The organism is Microbulbifer maximicatervae (SeqCode), from assembly GCF_052467325.1.
The window spans coordinates 3,665,160-3,686,163 of record NZ_CP174310.1 but is presented as its reverse complement, the minus strand read 5'-3'; the positions used below and the strand labels follow the sequence as shown (position 1 = coordinate 3,686,163).

The following is a 21,004-nucleotide window of genomic DNA, read 5'->3' as shown; positions in this document are numbered from 1 at the left end:
TAGGAAATAACAAGAACAACAGAAGCCGTGATCACTTTCGATAATGTGAACAAGCGTTACGCATCGGGGCAGGATGCCCTGGTGCGAGTCAGCCTGGAAATCCCCCGTGGCGATATGGTGTTTCTAACCGGTCACTCTGGTGCGGGTAAAAGTACTTTACTGAGACTCCTGACCGCGATTGAACGCCCTACTAAGGGCAGTATTCTTGTCGCCGGACAGAATCTCAACCGCCTGCGCAATGGCCAGATCCCCTACTACCGCCGCAACCTCGGTATTGTCTTCCAGAATCACCAGCTGCTATTCGACCGCAGCGTTTTTGACAATATTGCCCTGCCCCTGTCTGTTGCTGGTTGCAGTAAGCGCGAGGTGGGGCGTCGGGTTCGCGCAGCTCTGGATAAGGTCGGCTTGCTGCAAAAGGAAAAGCAAAATCCCATTATGTTATCTGGTGGTGAGCAGCAACGGGTTGGGATTGCCCGCGCAGTAGTTAACAAGCCCGCGATACTGGTTGCCGATGAGCCCACCGGCAACCTGGACCCAACACTCTCTCAGGAAATCATGCAGTTGTTCGCCGACTTTAATGCTGTGGGAGTTACGGTGCTGGTGGCGAGCCACGACTTGGAACTGATTGCAAGGATGCGCCGACGGGTATTGACCCTACAGGCTGGCCAATTGATATACGACGGAGTTCCGAGCCGTGAAGTACACCCAAGCTAAAGCGCAACGGCAGGCCAACCCTGCCGCAGACAAGCGTGTGCGCAGCACCGGCGCTGTTGTTGCGCAAACAGGGCTGGGCGATCGATGGAATAGCTGGTTGGGGCATCACCGTGAGATGGCTGCCGACTCTGTCAGTCGATTTTTTAGCGCACCCATGGCCAGTGCAATGACGGCGCTGGTGATTGCTATTGCCCTGGCCCTGCCGGCGGCATTGCAATTGGGATTGTTGAATTTCCAGCGCGCGGTGGCCGGTTGGGATGGGCAGCCACAAATTTCTGTTTTTCTACACAAAGATGCGAGACAGGCTGCGGTTAATTCCCTGGCCGACAAATTGCGCAGTGACCCCGCTATCGCGGAGGTAACTTATGTCTCCCCGGAAGATGCCCTGGCAGAGTTTGAACAGGCCTCGGGGCTTGGGGATGTATTGGTTGGCCTGGATGCCAACCCCCTGCCAGCAGTGCTGTTGCTGCGGCCAAGGGATGCGAAGGACGGCGATAAACTTCAGGCTTTGGTGGAGAATCTGAGAGCCCAGGCACTGACGGATTCAGTGGTCTTGGATCTTGCCTGGGTCCAGCGCCTCGCCCAGATCACCGAACTGGGACAGCGTCTCTCCGCAGGCCTAGCCCTGTTATTGGCGCTGGGAGTGGTATTGGTGGTGATCAATACCATACGACTGCATATCGAAAGTCGCCGGGAGGAGATCCTGGTAGTAAAGCTCGTTGGCGGCACTAATGCGTTTGTGCGACGGCCGTTCCTTTACAGTGGCATTTGCTATGGACTATTTGGCGGGCTGTTGGCGTGGCTGTTGCTTGCAGGTGGTGTGGTTATGTTGTCTGGGCCAGTTGAGAGCCTGTCATCAAGTTATGGCAGCAGCTTCGAATTGAGAGGGCCGGGAGCCAGTTACTTCTTTCAATTAACGCTGGGGGCCTCCTCGCTGGGCCTATTAGGAGCCTGGCTTGCGGTAGCGCGACACACTCGCAAGATAGAACCTCGCTGACCGATCAGTCTGATCAAGAAGGGTAAAGTGTTCTGGCAAAGGGAACCTGAGGCGTAAAAAGCCCCTCTAATCCCGCGAAATACAACAGAATACGGTAGTTGTTGGCGGGCTTTCTTATCTGCCCGTGCAAGTGCTACACTGAGTCCAGCTTGTCGCCGGATACAGTATCCGTCGGCAGCGGCCGGTAGGATCGGCCGACTAATAATGACAGGAGAGACCTGAATGGGAACCAGCCTACAGCCAGTGCATACGCTGTCTCCGGGCGCCAACCTGGGAGCTTATATCCAGACCGTCAGTGGTTTTGACGTACTGACCGCTGAGCAGGAAAAGCACCTGGCAGAAGACCTCTATTACCGCGAAAATCTCGATGCTGCACGCCAGCTGGTCATGTCACACCTGCGCTTTGTAGTGCATATCGCCAAATCTTATTCCGGCTACGGGCTCAATGAAGCCGACCTGATTCAGGAAGGTAATGTCGGTTTGATGAAGGCCGTCAAACGCTTCAATCCCGAAAAGGGAGTGCGCCTGGTATCCTTTGCGGTACATTGGATTAAAGCTGAAATCCACGAATTTATTCTGCGCAACTGGCGTATTGTCAAAATTGCCACCACCAAGGCGCAGCGCAAATTATTCTTCAACCTGCGCGGTCAGAAGAAAAAACTCGCCTGGTTGACTAATGCAGAAGCTAAGGCCGTCGCCAAAGACCTGAATGTGGATGTCACCCAGGTCCATGAAATGGAAGGCCGCCTGGCTGCACACGATGCGGCTTTTGATGCGGGTGTCGATGACGATGACGATACCGCCTGGCAGGCACCGGCTCACTACCTGGAAGACCGCAGTTTTGATCCGGCCGCCCAGCTTGAGCGGGATAACTGGCAGGAAACCAACTTGACCAGCCTCGCCAGTGCCATGGCACAACTGGATGATCGCAGCCGCGATATTATTCAGGCCCGCTGGCTCAGTGAGGAGAAATCCACATTGCATGAGTTGGCTGATAAGTATGGTGTTTCCGCTGAGCGAATTCGCCAGCTGGAAAAAAATGCCATGAAGAAAGTGCGTGCTGCTATGGAAGCCTAAATCGGCATTCTGGTACACGGGTAGAAAACCGCGCAGTAGCGCGGTTTTTTTTGTCCCGCCTGTTACAGGCATACCTGTTACCACTGGGTAAAACAAAAAGGGAAGGTAATGGCCAAACTCTATCTGCTGCTGTGTGCATTCTTTGGCGCCAGTGGCGTGGCTCTGGGGGCGTTTGGGGCTCACGGCCTGCGCGGTAAAGTGGCAGAGAACCTGTTAGAGGCCTATAAAACCGGAGTCCAGTACCAGATGATTCATGCCCTGGCGCTGTTTGGTGTGGTGCTGCTAATGCAAAACTGGGGAAACCGTTTATCGCTGACCCTGAGCGGTGCTCTTTTTATTTTCGGTATTATCTTCTTCTCCGGCAGTCTCTATGCCCTGGCACTGGGAGGCCCCCGATGGCTAGGTCCAATCACCCCTCTCGGCGGGCTGATGATGATTGCCGGTTGGGTAGTCCTGTTTTTTGCCGCATTTAATTTCTCTAAGTAGCCACCTTTACTGGGCTTACACTCAGATACCGAGCCCGAACAAAACATCAAGATATAAACCGTTTCGCATAAGAGGTCGCGAACAATGCAAGACGAATCTGCGGAAGATTTTCCCTACCGCACAGAATTTAAGAAGAAATCTATCCGCAGCTATGTGATTCGCGCGGGGCGAATGACAGAGGGGCAGCGCAATGCCTTTGACAATTATTGGGGACAGTATGGGCTCTCCCTATTTGACGGACCTTTGGATCGCCAACAGGTTTTTGGCCGCGAGGCGCCACTGGCGTTAGAGATCGGTTTCGGTATGGGGGATTCCCTGCTGGCCATGGCTGAAGCCGAGCCAGATAAGGATTTTATTGGTATTGAAGTACACCCGCCGGGGGTTGGCCGGTTGATCAATAATGCCGGCAAGGCAGGTATCAAAAACCTGCGTGTTTACATGGCCGATGCGGTCGATGTCCTAAACGATTGTATTGCCGATGGGAGCCTGGATCGTTTCCAGCTGTACTTCCCTGACCCCTGGCACAAGAAGAAGCACCACAAGCGCCGGATAGTGCAGCCGGAATTTGTTCGCCTGATTTGCAGCAAGTTAAAAACTGGCGGTCTTATGCATATGGCGACAGATTGGGAGAATTATGCCGAGCATATGCTGGAAGTATTGCAGGGTGAAAACCTGCTAGAAAATATCGCCAGTGAGGGTGATTATGTTGCCCGGCCAGAATGGCGCCCAGAGACCAAGTTTGAGCGTCGAGGGCAGAGACTGGGGCACGGTGTTTGGGATCTGGTATACCGCAGGTTACCTGGTGAAGCGCTGCCGCTAACTACCACTGACGTAGATGCGTCAACTGTTGAAGAGTCCAAAGGCGAATAATTCGCACTGACGATCGATGTTTGCCACCGGTGCTAACATGGCACCAGTGGCATGCAACAGCCCACCTCTATTGTTAGAAAAACTCATTCCAGTTTTTCTTGGCCGCTTCCCATCGGCGCTTGTCTTCGACAACATTCAGGTTGCGGATGGTGTTACTGTCATAGGACATCCAGTCCGACAGTTCAATATTATTTTGGGTGCCCGCAAAATAACGCATGCGAAAGCGGCGAATAAATTGGTTGGGAATAGCCATAAAGGCAACTTCACGTCCCCGGGTGACTGTGGAAACCTCTACGCACTGGTGGTTTCTTTTATCGAGCTCATAGATAAAACCAGTAGTGGCTAAATCACCATCATTTGTTCCATGCACAAAATAATACCTAGTCGGGCAATAAGTTTTATTGTGCCAGGCAAAGCGCGCAACAATATTTGCATTGGTAGTGGTTGAGATGACTTGGTTAGATGCTCCGGTACCGAGGTGCGGATCAAAGCGGCCATTTTGATTCATCCAGGGAAAGAACCCCCCGGCTTGCCACAACTTTTGTGGTGGGCGGGTATCGCCCCGATATAGGAGCGTGGTCACCGTGTGTAAGTCAAAACCATTGCGGCTGAATCGGTAATTAAACAGTGAGAAAGGAACGTCCATCTGGGATTCGATATTAGAGATTGCTCTTCTCTCGGAACCGAAGGCCTCACTGGCCTGGCGGTACCAACAGTAAGCTCCTCCTAATAAGGCTAAAACTGCATCTTTTCGCCGTGTAATTCCATCGGTATCAAGTAGCTTGGAGGGTGTGGAAGGGTTGAATCCTGTAAGCCAGAGATATAAATTTTCTACCAGTACCTTGGTAACGCGGGTAATCCTTCCATAGTCATTTGTGTGGATTTGTGCCGCTTGGCTTACCAATTGATCGATTACGGTTAATCCATCACTACTACGCTTGTGATACCACTTGCTCTCATTGTTGGAATTATTTTGAAAGTCCAGCGCATATTCGCGGATACTTTTGGGGACATAGCAAGTAGTTTGTATGTCTTGAGGTCGAACCAAGTTCCTCACATAGCTGTCAATATTGGGTGCCAGCACGGGTTATCTCTCCTGTCTTTATTGCTGTTTTTTACCACTAGCCGTCTATGCTTCTAGTGTGCTGTGACTTTCGAATTTTATTTCCGATAAGAACTGGATTCAGGAAGCACCACGAAAACAAAATCGAATTATTTTTATTAATAGATGTTGATGTTAATAATAATTTAGGGGGTTGATCAAGGAAGGAATCTCGGTGTTTCTGATGAGAAGGCGTGATGCTCTGCTCTCAATTCTCTATAGCCTGTTGTTTATCCCACTACTTACAGTTCCTGAAGTCCGTGCTGATTTTGTTGGAACATTGAACCTCTATGTTAATGGGGGTAAGCATTGGTTTGATGGTGATCGTCTAAAAGGCACGCCATTTCGTGGATTTGAAATGCGAGATACCTCAGGTGTCGGTGCCGGTTTTGGCTTTAACATGACAAATCATTGGGCGATGGAAGGGGTTGTCGACTATTTCGTCGTGAGTGTTGCGGATACGCCTGAGAAAGTAGATGTGTATAACTACCGCATAGATCTCCTATATCAATTTGGAGGGCAGTTCTGCGGTAACTTTTGTTGGCAGCCCTATGTCGCGTTTGGCCTGGGTGAATTGCGTATTAATTACGACCGGCGTTACCGTAAAAAACACTGGCATCCAGACGACCCGGAATATACCTACGACCCTGATCACCCCTACGACCCATACTACCCCTACCCTTGGGATTGTCGTAAGAAATTCTATGTCCCTGAGGATCGGCCAGACGACCACCATTATCCCTACCCGCCCTACCATTGTGACTGGCATGACCGGCAAAACATGGTGAATGTGGGAATGGGAATTAAATATCACCTGGGGCCCCGCTGGCAGGCTCGCGCAGATATACGGCTTTTCCAGGGGGTCGAAGAAGGTGGTGTCGATGGTTTTGCCAGCTTGGCGGTTGGCTATCAATGGCTTGAATATCCGGATTTTTGGTATGACGAAGATGCCGATGGTGTTATTGATGCCACTGATCAATGTCCGCAGACCCCAGTGGGAATCGATGTGCAATTAGATGGCTGCCCGCTGGATACAGATTTTGATGGTGTACCCAGCTATATCGATCAATGCCCAAATACACCGATTGGTATTGCAGTGGATGAATACGGTTGCATTCGTTAAGGACAACTAAAATCGATTTCTTCAGCGGGCGGCAGAAAGGTTCTGAAGCCCGCTGAAGATATTGTTTAAAATGATTTTCTATAAAATTACTCGCCGCGAATTTCTTCGAGCTTCTCAGAAATTTCCAGCCATTCCATTTCCAGTTCTTCCATTAATTCCTGCTGCTCCGACTGCTCTTTATTAAGTCGAGCTATTTCCTCCTGCTGGCCGCCGCTATATAGCGCTTCATCGGCAAGTTTTTCCTGTACTGCGGCCAATGCCTTTTCTGCCGTAGCCATCTGTCGCTCAATATTCTTGAGTTTGTTGGTCAGGGGCTTCAGTTGTTCGCGTAGCGCGGCGGCGGCGCGCCTTTGGGCCTTCTTATCCTCAGGGGCTTTTTCCTCTGTGCCTGTAACAGTGGAGGTGCTCTCCTCTTTGCGTTTCTTTTCCCGGTTAAAGCCGAGCAGCCACTGTTTGTAGTCATCAAGGTCGCCGCTATAGGGTTCGGCGCGGCCATTGGCCACCAGAATAAATTCGTCGGCAGTATTGGCCAGTAGATGACGATCGTGGGAAACCAATATGACTGCACCGGGAAACTCCGCCAGCGCTAGGGTCAGGGCGTGGCGCATTTCCAAATCAAGGTGGTTTGTCGGTTCATCGAGAAGCAACAGGTTAGGTTTTTGCCAGGCCAGTAGTGCCAGGGCTAAACGGGCTTTTTCACCGCCGGAAAAGCCCCCTACCGTTTCGAAAACCCGATCGCCGATAAAACCGTAGCCGCCGAGAAAATCCCGCAGCGATTGCTCCGAGGCATCGGGGCTCAGCCTTTGCAGGTGCAGCAAAGGGGAACCGTTGCTATCCAGTGCTTCCAGCTGATGCTGGGCGAAGTAGCCGATGGCCAAGTGCTCGCCACATTGGCGCTCGCCACTGAGGGGGGCGAGTGTGCCAGCCAGGGTTTTGATTAGAGAGGACTTGCCCGCACCATTGGGGCCGAGCAGGCCGATACGGCGTCCCGGTTGAATGCCCAGCTGAACGTTCTTCACCACTATTTTTTCGGCATAGCCGATATCCGTCTCGCGCAGGTCGATTAACGGATTAGAGGTTTTCTCTGAGGATGGCAAAGTAAAATGAAAAGGGGAATCCACATGGGCTGGGGCAATCAGAGCCATCCGGTCCAGGGCTTTCAGGCGGCTTTGTGCCTGCTTGGCCTTGCTCGCCTTGGCGCGAAAGCGCCGCACAAAGTCTTCCATATGTGCGCGTTCGGCCTGCTGTTTTTCAAACTGTATTTGCTGCTGGGCCAGGCGCTCAGCGCGAGCGCGCTCGAAGGCACTGTAGTTGCCGCTGTACAAGACTAGTTTTTGCTGTTCAAAACTGACAATGCCGTCGACCACTGCATCGAGAAAGTCGCGGTCGTGGGAAATAATCAGCAGGGTACCGGGGAAGCGTTGCAGCCACTGTTCCAGCCAAAGGGTGGCATCCAGATCCAAGTGGTTGGTGGGCTCGTCCAACAGCATAAGATCTGCGGGGCACATCAGGGCGCGGCCCAAATTGAGGCGAATACGCCAGCCACCTGAGAAGCTGCGAACGGGGCGCTGCTGCTCTTCGTGGGAAAAGCCGAGCCCGTCGAGGAGTTGCGCGGCGCGCGCCGGGCCACTGTAGCCATTAATACTGGCCATGCGCTCGTGCAGTTCTGCCAGTTTGTGACCGTCGGTATCGCCGCTTGCTTCGGCCTCTGCCAGTTGCTTTTGCAATAGCCGCAATTCGCCATCGCCGTCTAAAACGTAATCCAGTGCTGATTGCTCACTAGCTTCTACCTCTTGGGCCATATGGGAGATACGCCAGTTGCTGGGGAGGTCTACCTGCCCCGCATCGGTTTCCAGTTGTCCAAGCAGCAGTTTGAACAGAGTTGACTTGCCACAGCCGTTGGCACCGATAATTCCCACTTTGTGGTCGGGGAAGATTCTGCAATCTGCGCTGTCAAGCAAGTCGCGTTCACCTCGGTGCAGAGAAACCCCTTGTAAATTGATCACTGGAAAAACCTCATATGAATAGGCCGATGAATGCTAGGCTATTGAACAGACCCGGACTCCACAGAGACTGGGGCACTATGCCGATCAGCAAAGGGTCGGGATTCTAACGTGACAAATACTTCACCTCCATCTTCCCCCAAGGAAAACCCCCTCTGGCAGTTCAGCTTGGACTTTTATGCCTATCAGGATGTCGAAAAGTTCCTACTCGATTGCCAAGACAGAAATGGCGCTGACGTGTGTCTTCTGCTGTGGGCGAGCTATACAGCTGTTTGTGGCAAGGAAATCAGTGAAGAGGGATGGAGAGTCGCAGATCGAGGCGTCGCGCCGCGCAGGCGAATGATTCGCAGTGTGCGACACCTGCGTCGTTGGCTGGGGAGTTTGCGCCCCCATACCCAGCGGGTCTACGCGCTGTGTAAACGCTATGAATTGAAACTGGAGCAGTTGCAGTTGGCTGCGCTGTGGAAAATTTATGCTGAGGACTGGCCGGGGGATCGCTCTGCACTGGAGCTAGCATCCCAGCAATATGGTTTGCAGCAAAAAGATCAGGCCCACTGGGCGGGCCTGATCGAAAGCTACTTGGCTCACAGGGGGGCAGCGGGTTAAGCCACTGTTACACCCCTCTGGGCGCTGTACTTTTCTGGGGTCGCCGGTAATACAGTCGTGAAAAGTACAGAGCTCAATTAAGCAGCACCGTATTTGGCTGCGAGGAGTCCCGAGACTATTCGCCGCTGGGTTGCTCCGAAGAAAAGAGGCTGTTTGCCGGAGTGCTGGGAGTAATCGTTGCTGCTGGGCGCGGAGTTTCCACCGGTTTCTGCTGCTCAGCTGGAGCCATTGCTTTTGAATCGTCTTTGGGTTTCTCAACGGTTTCAGGTTTGCTGACAGCCTTCACCTTCGGAGTTTCTGCGCTTGGCTTGACTGTTGCAGGCTTGGCTTCCGTTGAGGGTTTGCTCGCCGCTGGTTTTTTGGCAGCAGTAGTTTTAGCTGGAGCTTTCTTCGCTGGATTTTTTTTCTCGGCAGTAGAAGCTTTCTTGGCTGGTGCTTTTTTCGCAGCAGTGGAGGCTTTCTTTGCGGGAGTTTTCTTTACAGCTTTAGTGGCAGCGGCGGTTTTTGCTGGCGCTTTCTTGGCACTAGTTTTCTTTTCTGTGGCTTTTTTTGCCACTGTCTTTTTCACTGTTTTGGCGGTGCTGGTAGTGCTTGCTTTAGTGCGGCTCTTTGCTGCGGTTGCTTTAGGAGCGGCTACTTTTTTTGAGGTGGTAGCTTTGCGGGCTTTTGGCTTGGATTTGTTCAGTAGTTTTTCTGCTTTTACACCGGCCTTACGCACAGCTTCGGCAGCTTTCAGCTCGGCCTTTGCCTGGGACTCGGTACTCTTTGCTTCGGCGTGTGATGCCTTTGCTTGCTGGAGTACTTCGTTATGCTTTTCTACATTGGCCTTGGCGGTTTCTACACGCTTTTGAGTGGCAGCTGTCTTTCGTGTCTTGGCTGCAGTTCTAGCGTCTACTAGTTTGGTTTTCGCTTTAGCTAATTTTTCTTTTGCAGAAGTCAGTGCTTTTCCGGCTTTTAAAACACTTTTGCCGGCATCGGCAACTTTCTTGTTGCGGGCTTTGTCCAGCTTGACGGTTAGCTTGGAAATTTGTGCTTCCAGTTCTGCGACTGAATTGACAGCTCTTTGTTTGGCAGCCATGAGTAAATGTCCTGACGTTTATTATCAATTGGAACATCCGGACAGTGTACGGATCAGATCTATATGTAATAAACATATTTAAATCAGGGATCTGAACACTGTAAATTGTTCTGAAACTGAAAAGCACCTCAAACAGTCCGGAACAACAACCGGCGACTGGTCGATAATAGCGCTGTTTTTAAAAAAAATGTATGCCGTAAGCAGCGAAAATAGTGCTGTAAATGTATTTTTTTCTCGCTGGTCCCTGGAACCTTAAGGTGGAATGTGGTGTCCTGCACAGTGTGCGCGTCATCGGTATGCACTTGCAGTCGCCTTAGGTTAGACTTGAGCGGACTGGCGGAAAAGGTGCGCCTGGAGGCTAAGGGCCGAATCAGGATTACTTGATAAGCCGCCGCAGGCATTGACCCAGGGTCAAGCGCAAATCATTCAACGCAATACGGACAAAGAGACAACACCCATGAATAAATACCCTTTGGCTGCAGCAATTGCCCTTGGCCTGGCGCTGACCGGCTGTAACGAACAGGGATCTAAGCAGGAAAAAGAAGTTGCCCTGGACACCCAGGAGAAGAAGGTCAGCTACATCATTGCCGAAGATATGGCGAAGCGCCTTGAAGCTCAGGATGTGAAATTAGATCCCCAAGTGGTGATGATGGCTCTTAAGGATGTCTCCAGCGGCCATGAATCCCGTTTGACTGAAGAAGAAAAGCAGCAAACTATCGCTGCCTTCCAAGAGCAAATGCAGAAGAAGCAGCAGGAAATGCTGGCTCAGCAAGAGAAAGAATTCAAAGAGACTGCTGATAAAAACTTGCAGGAAGGAAAAGCCTTCCTCGAAGAGAATGCCAAGAAAGATGGTGTTGTTACCACTGATTCCGGTCTGCAGTACAAAGTGATTACTGAGGGTTCCGGCGGCCAGCCCAGTGAGAACAGCACTGTTGAAGTGGACTACAAGGGTACCCTGATTAATGGTGAAGAGTTTGATAGCTCTTACGCCCGTGGTGAGCCGGTCCAGTTCCCGGTTAATGGTGTTATCAAAGGTTGGACCGAAGCGTTGCAACTGATGAAAGAGGGTTCCAAGTGGGAGCTTTACATTCCCTCCGAGCTGGCATATGGCCCGGGTGGTGCAGGCGGTAAGATCGGCCCTAACGCAACGCTGATTTTTGAAGTGGAGCTGCACAAAGCCAATGTTGGCAAGGAAGATGGCGCCGAGAAGAAAGAAGAGAAAAAAGAAGAGCTCAAAAGCGAGTAATTAAATTTACTACTTTGGATTCAATAAAGGCGCCCAATGGGCGCCTTTATTTTTTACCTTGAAAAATCAACAGCAAAAATATTCGATTAAAGGCGCCGGCTTCCCATCGCCTTTACAGTGATGAATTCAGTTTTTTAGACCAGCTGGTTTTTATGGGCTGTGTGCAAAAGTGCGATCATTCGATCCTCGGAACTAAAGCGGGTTTCCAGTGCTTCCCCCAGCTGTGACAAATCTGGGTTCAGGCTGGATAGATCGTCGGTTTCCTGGTACTTATCATTGAAATCGACAGCGACATCAGTGGTCACATCAATATCCCGGTAGAGTTCCCGCGCTTGTTGCAGCCCCTGTTTATCATCAAAAGCCTGGCCTTCAAGTATGAGCTGTTCGTATACCTCAAAGTGTCCTGCAGAGACGTAGTCCACCAGCAACTGGCAAAGATGACGAACACCGTTTTCGGTCTCCGAATCCCCATCGTTAAATTCTTTCTTCTCAGATAGATGGTAGTAACTTACCAGCAGGATTTGTCGGGACTGTAGCCAGCGGTCAATGATTTCACTGACGCCACCCCAGCGCTCGCGCGCAGATTTACAATTTTCCAGCATCTCCAAGAATCCTTTGGTTACTTTTGCCGTGATAGCCAGCTTTATTGCTGATCCCGAAGGCCCTAAGAAGATAGGAGATTCCCCCGCCGACGGCAAGGTGCAGAGTGTGATCTACGCCAGAATACAACGATGCCTGCGGCGATCTTCGGTGGAGCAAATCTAGGGTGTTTTAACCACTGATAATGAGCGGCAAAATCAGCGCTGTGAGCGCACCGCAGGAACCCATCGCCAATGCTGCACAGGCGCCGCACAGGGCGCTGATTTCTAATGCCCGTGCGGTCCCAACCGCGTGGGCATTGATGCCGAGTACGATACCAATAATACGCTCATCGTGAATATTGAGCCTACTCATTAGAGCTGGGCCAGCGATAGCACCGACCACCCCGGTCAAGACCACAATAGCTGCAGTGAGGCTGAGAGAAGCGTGGATTGTTTCCGCCAGGGCCAATGCGATGGGTGTGGTAATAGATTTGCCGCTCAACGCCAGTAGCACTGACTTGCCCGCGCCAAATACCAAGGCGATTAATACTGCTATAACCGGGGCCAAAATCGCACCCACAAAAATAGTGACAAGTAGCGGCCAGCCGGCTTTGCGGATAATCACTAGATTTTGTTTGAGAGGGACAGCCAGGGCAACAACTGCTGGCCCTAGCAAGCTGTACAGTAATGCACTGGAGCCCTGGTAACTCTCATAGGGGATATGGAGAACACTCAATGTTATTGCGGTCAAAATGCTAGCGCTGATGATAGGGTGCAGCAGAACAGTCTTGTAGCGCCGGTAAAGGGTAACGCCGACAAGAAAAGCTATGACATTCAAGGGCAATACAAAGATTGGGCTCGCCAGAAATTCATTCACTCTCTATTACCCCCAGAGCGAATCAGCAATTTCTTTAGTAGCTGTGCGCAAATAGCGATACTGATCAGTGTGCCAATCACAATAGCGGTGATTAAGGCTAGCCAGTCGGATAGAGTCAGGCCCTGGAAAAAAAATACCCCGACAGCCGCCGGTAGCAACAACAGCGGCAATAGGTAAAGCAGTTGTGAGCTGACTTTGGCAAGGCCTGCGGGAGCCCCACCATTGAACACGAGAATCACCAGTAGCATCAGCATCCCTATGACAGATCCCGGAATGGGTAGTGACAGGCTTGAGCTGGTGAAATTGCCCAGCCAGGTACAGGCAACCAGAATGGCAGCTCCCCCCAGCCAACGGAGTATGTTGTGCAGCGTGGATTTTGACATGTAGGAGATGGCGGCCGTTAAAGCCGCCGGAGATTGTTAAGCTCTGCGGAATGCTTGCCAGCCACCGAACAGGATCAGACCGGCAAAACCGATAGCGGCCCAACCGGGGATACTCAGGCCCATCATGGTCCACTGTACTTCAGCACAATTGCCATCGCCGCTCAGCAGTGCCTTGAGCACATCGGCCATCGGGAAAACTTCAATCATATAGCTGACGCTTGGACCACAGGCCGGTACTTGGTCTTCCGGCAGGCTTTGCAGCCACAGTTGGCGACCGGCAAAGTAGAGACCGCCCATTGCCCACAGGGATACCAGCAGGCCGTAGACACGACGGCCAATGGTGGCAGGGTTGTGCAGGAATGCGATCAACGAAACTACACCAACACCCAATAGCATTACCCGCTGGGTAATACACAATTTGCAAGGCTCCAGCCCCTGCACGTACTCGAGATAAAAGGCGGAGCCGAGTAAAAAGGCCACCATTAGGAAGACCAGCAGAAAAGTGATGCGCGGGTTGGGTAAGGTCATGGTAATTCGGGTCCTGAATAGTGCTGTCGAAAGCGGTTCGCTTCGAGATTCAAGTCGGTTAATAGTTTATTGAAATTGCTTTCCAGTTTGTTCCGCCCGGCGATAAGTTCAGGCAGTAGCTCCTGCAGTGCTACCGGGCGGCGCAACCGCTGTCCAACCCGCTCCAGGGTCAGCTCGATTACCCGCTCCTCGCGGTAACTTTGCAGCAGTTTAATTTGCTCGGCGCGCTCAATAAATGCCATTGCGCGTGGCGGAATATACCGGCTGTCGAAATGAAAGTCTCTCCAACAGCGCCGGCAAAACTCATCCAGCGCTTCAGGGTGCCACTGCTGCCAGTTTTCTGCCAACAGGTGATCAAACCATATATCCAGTGCGATACCGGCATAGCGACGCCAGCGCGGGTCCAGTTGTGACAGGGCATCCCGGTAGGCCGGGTGAGCATCGGTGATGGCATCGATGCGACGGTGCAGGCGAATACCATGCTCAATATCCGTTGGCCAACTGTCATCCAGGGGGCCTTTAACAAAGTCCCCCAGGAGCCCGCCCAGTCGCCAGCGCGGATTGGGCCCGGACAGTAACAGGTGTGCCAGATAGTTCATAAGCCTCGCTCAGGCTGCGGCACTGTATCAGCCGCTAGTCCTGGCAGCAGTTGTATTGGGCATAGTAACGGCTCAGGAATGTTTCAAAAGTACCGCTATCCTGCGCTTCAATTTCTTTTTGCTTGAGCAGTGAGGTTTCTGCCTGCTGTAAGAAGTCTTGCAGATAGTCGCTGTCCAGAGGGCGTTCCAGGAAGTAGCGGCGGTGCTGTTCGGCTTTATCCATAGCCCACTGGGAAAAGGTAATGTTTTGTTCGCGCATCTCTGCCAGTATCTGCTGTGCCGGTGTGAGGATATCCCCTTTCACCTTGGCCTTCTGCACGCCCACTGAGCCGCGGTATTGCGAGCCGCCCCAGGCGTTATCCAGCAGTTCTGCCACTGAGTCGACCTCTTCCAATAATTGGGTGGCCCAGTCGCTCAGTTTACGCTCGCCACCGTTATCCAGCAGTGTTAGTTCCGGTTCGTGACCCCGGTAGACGATACGCTGTTGGTTCTCCTGGGTACTGCGGTAATCGGCATCACTGGTTTTGGGGCTGTCAGTGAGCAGGCAGTGCAGCAGGAAGCTATCGAGGAAACGCATCTGCTGGGCGTCAATTCCCAGGGGGGCGAAGGGGTTCAGGTCGAGACAGCGCACCTCAACATATTCAACACCGCGATTATCCAGGGCAGACAGCGCTGTTTCGCCGCGTTTGGCGGGGTTTTTGGGACGGATCGGTGAGTAAAACTCATTCTCGATTTGCAGTATGCCTGTGGACAATTGCTGGTAGTCGCCGCCTTCATTTTTAACCCCCATTTCCTGGTAGGGGCCGTAGGAACTGCTGATCGCTGAACAGAGCGTCGATAAATAGCTGCGCAGGTCGTTGTAGCAAACCACTAGTGACTGCTGCACGTTGCTGTTGTAGCCCAGGTCGCCCATACGCAGGGACGTAGCGTGGGGCACGTGCAGAGTGTGGTCATCCCCATTGAAGGGCTCAAGACTGTGCTCGCGGCCATCGACAAAAGAAGCGCATACCGCAGGTGCGGCGCCAAACAGGTAAATCAGCAACCAGTAATTGCGGCGGAAATTACGAATTAGATCGAAGTAGCGACGGGTTTTAAAACTTTTTAAATCCTCACTGCTGCCTTCGATTTCATGCAGCCACAGCCAGAACTCTTCAGGAAGCGAAAAGTTGTAGTGGATACCGGCGATAGTCTGCATGGCGCGGCCGTAGCGCAACCCCAGGCCCAGCCGGTAAATAGTTTTCATTGTGCCGCTGTGAGAGCTGCCGTAGCGGGCAACGGGAATATCTTTATCTTCGCCAATCGCACAGGGCATGCTGTTAACCCACAGGCGCTCGTCACCGATCTGGTTGTAGGTGTAGCGGTGGATACGGTCCAAGACCTGTAACGCTTCCTCTGGGGTCGCTACTGGCGGCGTAATAAATTCCAGTAGGGCCTCAGAGAAGTCGGTAGTAATACTTTCATGGGTAAGTGCGGAGCCCAGTGCTGTGGTATGCGGCGTTTGCGCAAGGGCGCCATCGGGAGCGACACGCAGGCTCTCTTTCTCGACACCGCGGAGGATGCCTTTGAGCAGTTGGGCTGGTTTGGCTTGCGATAGCGCGGCCAGGTGGGAAATGGGCACTCGAATCTCCTTGGTACTACCGGAACGCTTCTTTATCGCTGCCATCTCGGGCGACTCTCTGTGCCGGTGCTGAATGTTCTGGCGCTCAGGCGGCGGATTCAGATTTGTTTTCGTCAGGCTGTGCGGGCGTTTCAGCGGGCGCTGGTTCCGGGGCAACCTCAGGCGCTTCTTCCGGTGCGACTTCAGGCGCAGGCTGGGGTTCTATCTCCGGGTTGGCCTGCTCTGGCAGTTCCTCAGGTATTGAGGGGGTGATTTCAGGGGCACCCTGACTTTCATCACTGGATACCGGTGCCAGAGCTTCCTCGGGGATCTGGGGGTGCCCCTTAATGCTGAGTTCGCACAGTAGCAATTCAATGCGTAGGCTCACATTGCGAGTATTGGCCTCGAACATCTGGTTGATAGCGACATCTTTATGCTCGCTGCGAAACAGTTTGTTCGGCTCGCGGCCATCGGTCCATTCGCCGCTTTTACTCAGGAACTGCTGGTGCTGATTGGTCAGCACGTACACATGACTCATTGTGTTGGGCAACTTTGATGCTGTGACAGAAAGGCAGTTTAGCGACGGGGGCTTTATGGCTCAAGAACTCCGTTAGAGCGAAAGCGGTAAATGCCTGCTCTAACGGGTTAAGTGAGGAAATCTGTGATCTTTACAGGGTTTCCAGGGGATAGTTGTCCGGGTAGGGCAGGCGCGCACAGCCACTGTCTACGGCGGCTCGAGCTACAGCCGAAGCCACCTCAGGCAGTAAACGCGGGTCGGTTGGCTTGGGCAGGATATAGTTGGGCCCGAAGCTGAGCTCGATACCGCCATAACCTTCGCGTACTGAGTCCGGTACCGGCAGGTGGGCAATTTTGCGGATCGCCTCGATCGCTGCCAGTTTCATCTCTTCATTAATGCGCGCAGCGCGAACATCCAGGGCACCCCGGAAAATAAACGGGAAGCAGAGGACGTTGTTAACCTGGTTCGGGTAGTCGGAACGGCCTGTGGCCATAATCAGGTCGTCGCGCACACTGTGAGCCAACTCGGGCTTAATCTCCGGGTTGGGGTTAGAGCAGGCGAAGACCACCGGTTTTGGGGCCATGCGCTGTAGCTGCTCGGCGGAGAGCAGGTCCGGGCCGGACACACCAAGGAATACATCCGCACCGGCGATGGCATCGTCGAGGGTGCGCATATCGGTATCCCGCGCCCACTCACCTTTATAGGCGTTGATATCCGTTCGACCCGAGTGGATAACCCCGCGGCTGTCGAGCATGGTGATCTGCTCTTTGCGCGCTCCGGCAGCCAGCAGCAGTTTGCAGCAGGCCGTCGCAGCGGCACCTGCGCCCAGGCAGACCATATGCACTTCACTGATTTTCTTACCCTGGATCTCCAGGGCATTGAGCATACCGGCAACGGTCACAATGGCGGTGCCGTGCTGATCGTCGTGAAAAACCGGTACCGGGCAGCGCTCGATTAGGGTCTCTTCAATATGGAAGCACTCTGGCGCCTTAATATCTTCGAGGTTGATACCGCCGAAGGTGTTGGCGATTGAGGCCACGGTCTGAATAAACTGCTCCGGGCTGCTGGCATCAACTTCGATATCTACTGAGTTGATATCGGCAAAGCGTTTAAACAGCAGTGACTTGCCTTCCATCACGGGTTTTGAGGCCAGCGGGCCCAGATTGCCGAGACCGAGAATGGCACTGCCATTGGAAATGACTGCTACCAGATTACCTTTGCCGGTGTATCGATAGGCTGCTTCTGGGTCCTTGGCGATTTCTCGCACCGGTTCGGCGACGCCGGGACTGTAAGCCAGGGACAGGTCTTCCTGGGTTTCGGCAGGGGTCGTCAGTTCTACTGAAAGTTTGCCGGGACTGGGGAGCGCGTGGTAATCGAGCGCTGCCTGGCGCAATGAATCCGTCATTTGGGGGCTTTTCTCTCGAATACTGTGGACAACACTTAAGTGTTATCCCGGTTACTGCGGGGGGCCAGAGAATAACCGAGGGAAGCTTGGCGCTACAAGCGTGAAAATCTGCAATATATGGTACGGACTTCTATTTTTATCGTGCTTGTCGATGATTTTCGGGATAAATAGCCGCAATATTTTGATTTATAAGGATAAAATGGTCGCCAATAGCGGTAAGGTTAAGCGATTCAAGTCGATTTTGATTTTGTACACAGACGCTTACGGCTGCTGGATATGATGGGGAATGAATAGATACAAAAAAGGCACCATCACAGTGTGAGGTGCCTTTTTGGAATGGATCCTGCCGCAAGTGGCGGGTCCATTCGAGCGAAGAGCCCGGATTATTTGCCGATACGGCTGCCGAAACGCTTCTTGAAACGGTCAACACGACCACCAGTGGTAGCCTGCTTCTGCTTGCCAGTGTAGAAAGGGTGGCACTGGGAGCAAACGTCGATTTGCAGGTCTTTGCCCAGAGTGGAACGGGTTTTTACAACATTGCCGCAGGAACAGGTAGCGGAGATGTCGGTGTAGTTAGGATGGATATCTGCTTTCATGATTGCCTCTTTTCGAAACCGCCACTCGATCTTTTGCCGAGCACGGCATCGTCATTGGTGCAGGAACCAGTATGGTTCCAGGCTGTTTAAAAAGTCGGCGCATACTATCAGATTAATGTCGCGGTTCAAGCACAATTGGGTGGCGAAATAACTGAGGATGGCCACTTGTTAGCATTGCACAACAGCTTTGATAACAACTGACCTCACTAATTCCTCTGTGACGCCTAAGTCGCCAATTCGGTCATAACAACCATTATCCCCGACGAAGCCCTGCAACTTGCCACATCTGCCATTACACTAGCGCCTTTTGTTTGAGTGAGTGGGGGCCAGGTGCAGGAGTCAGTCCAACAAAGAGTCATTTTAAGGCTGGCAGTGCCCGTGCCCCTGAGGCGCTTGTTTGACTATTTGCCGCCAGAGGGGCTGTCGCCGGAGTCACTGCGGCCCGGCCAGCGCCTCTGGGTGCCCTTTGCCGGGCGCAAGTTAGTGGCAGTACTGTTGGATATCGTGCAGGAGTCGCCACACAGCAGTTTGAAGCCAGCGCTGGAACTGGTGGATTCGGAGGTTCTGTTTGGTGATGGCAGCCGCAAGCTGCTGGCCTGGATTGCCGACTATTACCAGGCGCCCCTCGGCGAGGTCTACGCCGCTGCCCTGCCCGTGGCACTGCGCAAAGGTAAGCCGTCTGATCATTGGGCGGAGCAGTGGCTTCAGCTCACGACAGAGGGAAAGGGCTTGCCGAAAACTGCACTGGCGCGCGCCCCCAAGCAGCAGGCTCTGTTCCAGTTGCTGTTGAGTGATGGCAAGCAGAGCCGAACCCACCTTAAGACCCTCGGCCACAATACCCCCGTGATCCGCGCCCTGCAGGATCGCGGCTTGGTGGAGTGGATTCCAGGCCCTACTGTACCGGCGCCGCTACCCGCAGCAGAGAGTACACCGGCTCCGGAGCTGAATAGCGAACAGCAACAGGTGCTCGACAATATCGATTGCAGCGGCTTCTCTGCTTCATTACTGGAAGGCACCACCGGCAGTGGCAAGACCGAAGTTTATCTGCGCCTGATGCAGCGGGTTCTGGATAGCGGTCGCCAGGCATTGTTATTGGTGCCGGAGATTGGACTTACGCCGCAAACGCTGAGGCGTATTGCCGCACGATTTCCCAAGCACAGTATCGCAGCGCTGCACTCTGGCTTGGCCGACGGCGAGCGCGCTCAATCCTGGTTGGCGGCCGCAGGTGGGCAGGCAGATATTGTGATCGGCACCCGCTCAGCCATTATGACTCCCCTGCCCAGGCTCGGCGTTGTGATTGTCGATGAAGAGCACGATGCCTCTTTTAAACAGCAGGACGGTGTGCGCTATTCGGCCCGGGACTTGGCCGTGGTTTTGGGGCGCAATAATAATGTACCGGTGGTTTTGGGTTCGGCCACGCCCTCTCTGGAAACCCTGCACAACGCTCTGAATGGGCGCTATCAACACTTGCGCATGCGCTATCGCGCCGGTGATGCCAAGCCCCCACAAATTCATGTAGTGCCGACACTGCGGGAGCCTCTGGAAGAGGGATTTTCTCCCCAGGTGCTGCGCCATATCGGTGATACCCTCGCGCGAGGTGAGCAGGCCCTGGTGTTTATCAACCGGCGCGGCTTTGCCCCCGCGTTGACTTGTGATGATTGCGGCTGGCTGGCGGATTGCCCGCACTGCTCGAGCAAGCTGACTATGCACCGGCGGCAACGCCAGTTGCGCTGCCATCACTGCGATTACCGCCGCCCGCTGGTTGATAGCTGTCCACAATGTCACAGCCGTTCGATCTCGGCCCTGGGTGCCGGCACGGAACGCAGCGAGGAACTGTTGGCCCGTCGCTTTGCCGACTACCCGGTGATACGTGTGGACCGGGATACCACGGCGAGCAAACAGGCTCTGGATAAATTATTAGCACCGGCGCGAGAGGGCGAGCCCTGCCTGTTGTTGGGAACCCAGATGCTGGCCAAGGGGCACCATTTGCCCAAGGTCACTTTGGTAGTGATCCAGGATGCCGATGGCGGCCTGTTCAGCGCAGATTTCCGCGCGCCAGAGCGTACCGGTCAGTTACTGGAACAGGTGGCGGGCCGTGCGGGGCGCGGCAGTCTCAGTGGGCGGGTATTGGTTCAGAGCCGCTTCCCCGAGCACCCGCTTTTACAATTGCTGCTGGAAAAAGGCTATGGCGCTTTTGCGCGCCAGTTGCTGAGGGATCGCACGGTTGCACAGTTGCCTCCCGCGAGTGCTATGGCACTGGTGAGAGCGGAGTGTGAAGAGCCTGGTTGGGCCGAAGAGTTTCTACAAAATGCGCGACTCTTTATGCAGTCCCTGGCACCCCCATCGCCCCAGATCCAATATCTGGGGCCGGTGCCGGCACTACTGGAACGCAAATCCGGGCGCTTCCGATTTTATATTCAGGTCACTGCACAAAACCGGGCCCACTTACAGCCGCTGCTGGCGCGAGTGTGTGCCTGGGCGGAGGGCAATAAAAATCGCCGCCTGCGCTGGGCTGTGGATATGGATGCGCAGGAATTATCGTGAATATGCGCTGGGTTACGCGCCTGGCACTAAATTGGCGGTACAATTCACAAACCGTTAAAACCTTGCAGGGAAGAA

21 protein-coding genes are annotated in these 21,004 nt (G+C 53.3%); 9 read left to right on the top strand and 12 right to left on the bottom strand.

Annotated elements, in window-relative coordinates; genetic code table 11:
- Positions 1-27: 27 nt before the first annotated feature.
- From ftsE to trmB, 5 genes are all read left to right on the top strand, one after another.
- The gene (ftsE, locus tag ACJJIE_RS16465; RefSeq protein ID WP_444892373.1) at positions 28-714 is read left to right on the top strand and encodes a cell division ATP-binding protein FtsE; all 687 of its coding nucleotides are present in this window, start codon (positions 28-30) and stop codon (positions 712-714) included.
- Positions 695-1,711 (top strand): permease-like cell division protein FtsX, encoded by a 1,017-nt coding sequence (gene ftsX / locus ACJJIE_RS16460; protein ID WP_444892372.1) that lies wholly within the window; start codon positions 695-697, stop codon positions 1,709-1,711. Before ftsE ends, ftsX begins: the two co-directional genes overlap by 20 nt.
- A 222-nt stretch (positions 1,712-1,933) precedes the next feature.
- A complete protein-coding gene (gene rpoH, locus ACJJIE_RS16455; RefSeq protein ID WP_282930650.1) occupies positions 1,934-2,788 on the top strand; it encodes an RNA polymerase sigma factor RpoH in 855 nt (284 codons plus the stop codon).
- 108 nt (positions 2,789-2,896) lie between these two features.
- Positions 2,897-3,274 (top strand): DUF423 domain-containing protein, encoded by a 378-nt coding sequence (locus ACJJIE_RS16450; RefSeq protein ID WP_444892371.1) that lies wholly within the window; start codon positions 2,897-2,899, stop codon positions 3,272-3,274.
- Positions 3,275-3,358: 84 nt separating this feature from the next.
- Entirely contained in the window at positions 3,359-4,144 is a 786-nt protein-coding gene (gene trmB / locus ACJJIE_RS16445) for a tRNA (guanosine(46)-N7)-methyltransferase TrmB (RefSeq protein ID WP_444892370.1), read from the top strand.
- A gap of 73 nt (positions 4,145-4,217) precedes the next feature.
- On the opposite strand, the gene ACJJIE_RS16440 is transcribed toward trmB, so the two are convergent.
- A complete protein-coding gene (locus ACJJIE_RS16440) occupies positions 4,218-5,228 on the bottom strand; it encodes a hypothetical protein (protein WP_444892369.1) in 1,011 nt (336 codons plus the stop codon).
- 202 nt (positions 5,229-5,430) lie between these two features.
- Between ACJJIE_RS16440 and ACJJIE_RS16435 the strand changes: the two genes are divergently transcribed.
- Positions 5,431-6,369 carry an outer membrane beta-barrel protein gene (locus ACJJIE_RS16435; RefSeq protein ID WP_444892368.1) on the top strand — a complete coding sequence of 313 codons (939 nt, stop codon included), beginning with the start codon at positions 5,431-5,433 and terminating at the stop codon, positions 6,367-6,369.
- 86 nt (positions 6,370-6,455) lie between these two features.
- Here ACJJIE_RS16435 and ACJJIE_RS16430 read toward each other — a convergent pair whose 3' ends face one another.
- Positions 6,456-8,375 carry an ABC-F family ATP-binding cassette domain-containing protein gene (locus ACJJIE_RS16430; protein ID WP_444892367.1) on the bottom strand — a complete coding sequence of 640 codons (1,920 nt, stop codon included), beginning with the start codon at positions 8,373-8,375 and terminating at the stop codon, positions 6,456-6,458.
- Positions 8,376-8,483: 108 nt separating this feature from the next.
- On the opposite strand from ACJJIE_RS16430, the gene ACJJIE_RS16425 reads away from it, so the two are divergent.
- On the top strand, positions 8,484-8,978 hold the full coding sequence (locus ACJJIE_RS16425; protein WP_444892366.1) for a TIGR02444 family protein: 495 nt from the start codon (positions 8,484-8,486) through the stop codon (positions 8,976-8,978).
- A 115-nt stretch (positions 8,979-9,093) separates the two neighbouring features.
- Here the strand turns inward: ACJJIE_RS16425 and ACJJIE_RS16420 are convergent, their stop codons facing one another.
- Positions 9,094-10,056, bottom strand: a complete 963-nt coding sequence (locus tag ACJJIE_RS16420) for a histidine kinase (RefSeq protein ID WP_444892365.1) — start codon at positions 10,054-10,056, stop codon at positions 9,094-9,096.
- A gap of 457 nt (positions 10,057-10,513) precedes the next feature.
- Between ACJJIE_RS16420 and bamJ the strand changes: the two genes are divergently transcribed.
- Positions 10,514-11,302 carry an FKBP-type peptidyl-prolyl cis-trans isomerase gene (gene bamJ, locus ACJJIE_RS16415; RefSeq protein ID WP_444892364.1) on the top strand — a complete coding sequence of 263 codons (789 nt, stop codon included), beginning with the start codon at positions 10,514-10,516 and terminating at the stop codon, positions 11,300-11,302.
- Between the two features lie 134 nt (positions 11,303-11,436).
- On the opposite strand, the gene rsd is transcribed toward bamJ, so the two are convergent.
- The 9 genes from rsd to rpmE all read right to left on the bottom strand — a co-directional run bounded on the left by rsd (position 11,437) and on the right by rpmE (position 18,385).
- A complete protein-coding gene (gene rsd / locus ACJJIE_RS16410; RefSeq protein ID WP_413663804.1) occupies positions 11,437-11,904 on the bottom strand; it encodes a sigma D regulator in 468 nt (155 codons plus the stop codon).
- Between the two features lie 169 nt (positions 11,905-12,073).
- On the bottom strand, positions 12,074-12,760 hold the full coding sequence (locus ACJJIE_RS16405) for an LrgB family protein (protein WP_444892363.1): 687 nt from the start codon (positions 12,758-12,760) through the stop codon (positions 12,074-12,076).
- Positions 12,757-13,143 (bottom strand): CidA/LrgA family protein, encoded by a 387-nt coding sequence (locus tag ACJJIE_RS16400; RefSeq protein ID WP_444892362.1) that lies wholly within the window; start codon positions 13,141-13,143, stop codon positions 12,757-12,759. The genes ACJJIE_RS16405 and ACJJIE_RS16400 overlap by 4 nt, the downstream gene beginning before the upstream one ends.
- A gap of 36 nt (positions 13,144-13,179) precedes the next feature.
- Positions 13,180-13,671, bottom strand: a complete 492-nt coding sequence (locus ACJJIE_RS16395) for a disulfide bond formation protein B (RefSeq protein ID WP_282930663.1) — start codon at positions 13,669-13,671, stop codon at positions 13,180-13,182.
- Positions 13,668-14,270 (bottom strand): acyl carrier protein phosphodiesterase, encoded by a 603-nt coding sequence (locus ACJJIE_RS16390; protein ID WP_444892361.1) that lies wholly within the window; start codon positions 14,268-14,270, stop codon positions 13,668-13,670. Before ACJJIE_RS16390 ends, ACJJIE_RS16395 begins: the two co-directional genes overlap by 4 nt.
- Positions 14,271-14,304: 34 nt before the next feature.
- Positions 14,305-15,933 carry a glutamate--cysteine ligase gene (gshA, locus tag ACJJIE_RS16385; RefSeq protein WP_413663800.1) on the bottom strand — a complete coding sequence of 543 codons (1,629 nt, stop codon included), beginning with the start codon at positions 15,931-15,933 and terminating at the stop codon, positions 14,305-14,307.
- 40 nt (positions 15,934-15,973) lie between these two features.
- Positions 15,974-16,405, bottom strand: coding sequence for a hypothetical protein (locus tag ACJJIE_RS16380; RefSeq protein WP_444892360.1), 432 nt, complete (start codon positions 16,403-16,405; stop codon positions 15,974-15,976).
- Positions 16,406-16,535: 130 nt separating this feature from the next.
- Positions 16,536-17,789, bottom strand: coding sequence for a malic enzyme-like NAD(P)-binding protein (locus ACJJIE_RS16375; RefSeq protein ID WP_108734997.1), 1,254 nt, complete (start codon positions 17,787-17,789; stop codon positions 16,536-16,538).
- 383 nt (positions 17,790-18,172) lie between these two features.
- The gene (rpmE, locus tag ACJJIE_RS16370) at positions 18,173-18,385 is read right to left on the bottom strand and encodes a 50S ribosomal protein L31 (protein ID WP_108734996.1); all 213 of its coding nucleotides are present in this window, start codon (positions 18,383-18,385) and stop codon (positions 18,173-18,175) included.
- Between the two features lie 330 nt (positions 18,386-18,715).
- On the opposite strand from rpmE, the gene ACJJIE_RS16365 reads away from it, so the two are divergent.
- Positions 18,716-20,929 carry a primosomal protein N' gene (locus ACJJIE_RS16365; protein ID WP_444892359.1) on the top strand — a complete coding sequence of 738 codons (2,214 nt, stop codon included), beginning with the start codon at positions 18,716-18,718 and terminating at the stop codon, positions 20,927-20,929.
- The last annotated feature ends 75 nt before the right edge of the window (positions 20,930-21,004 follow it).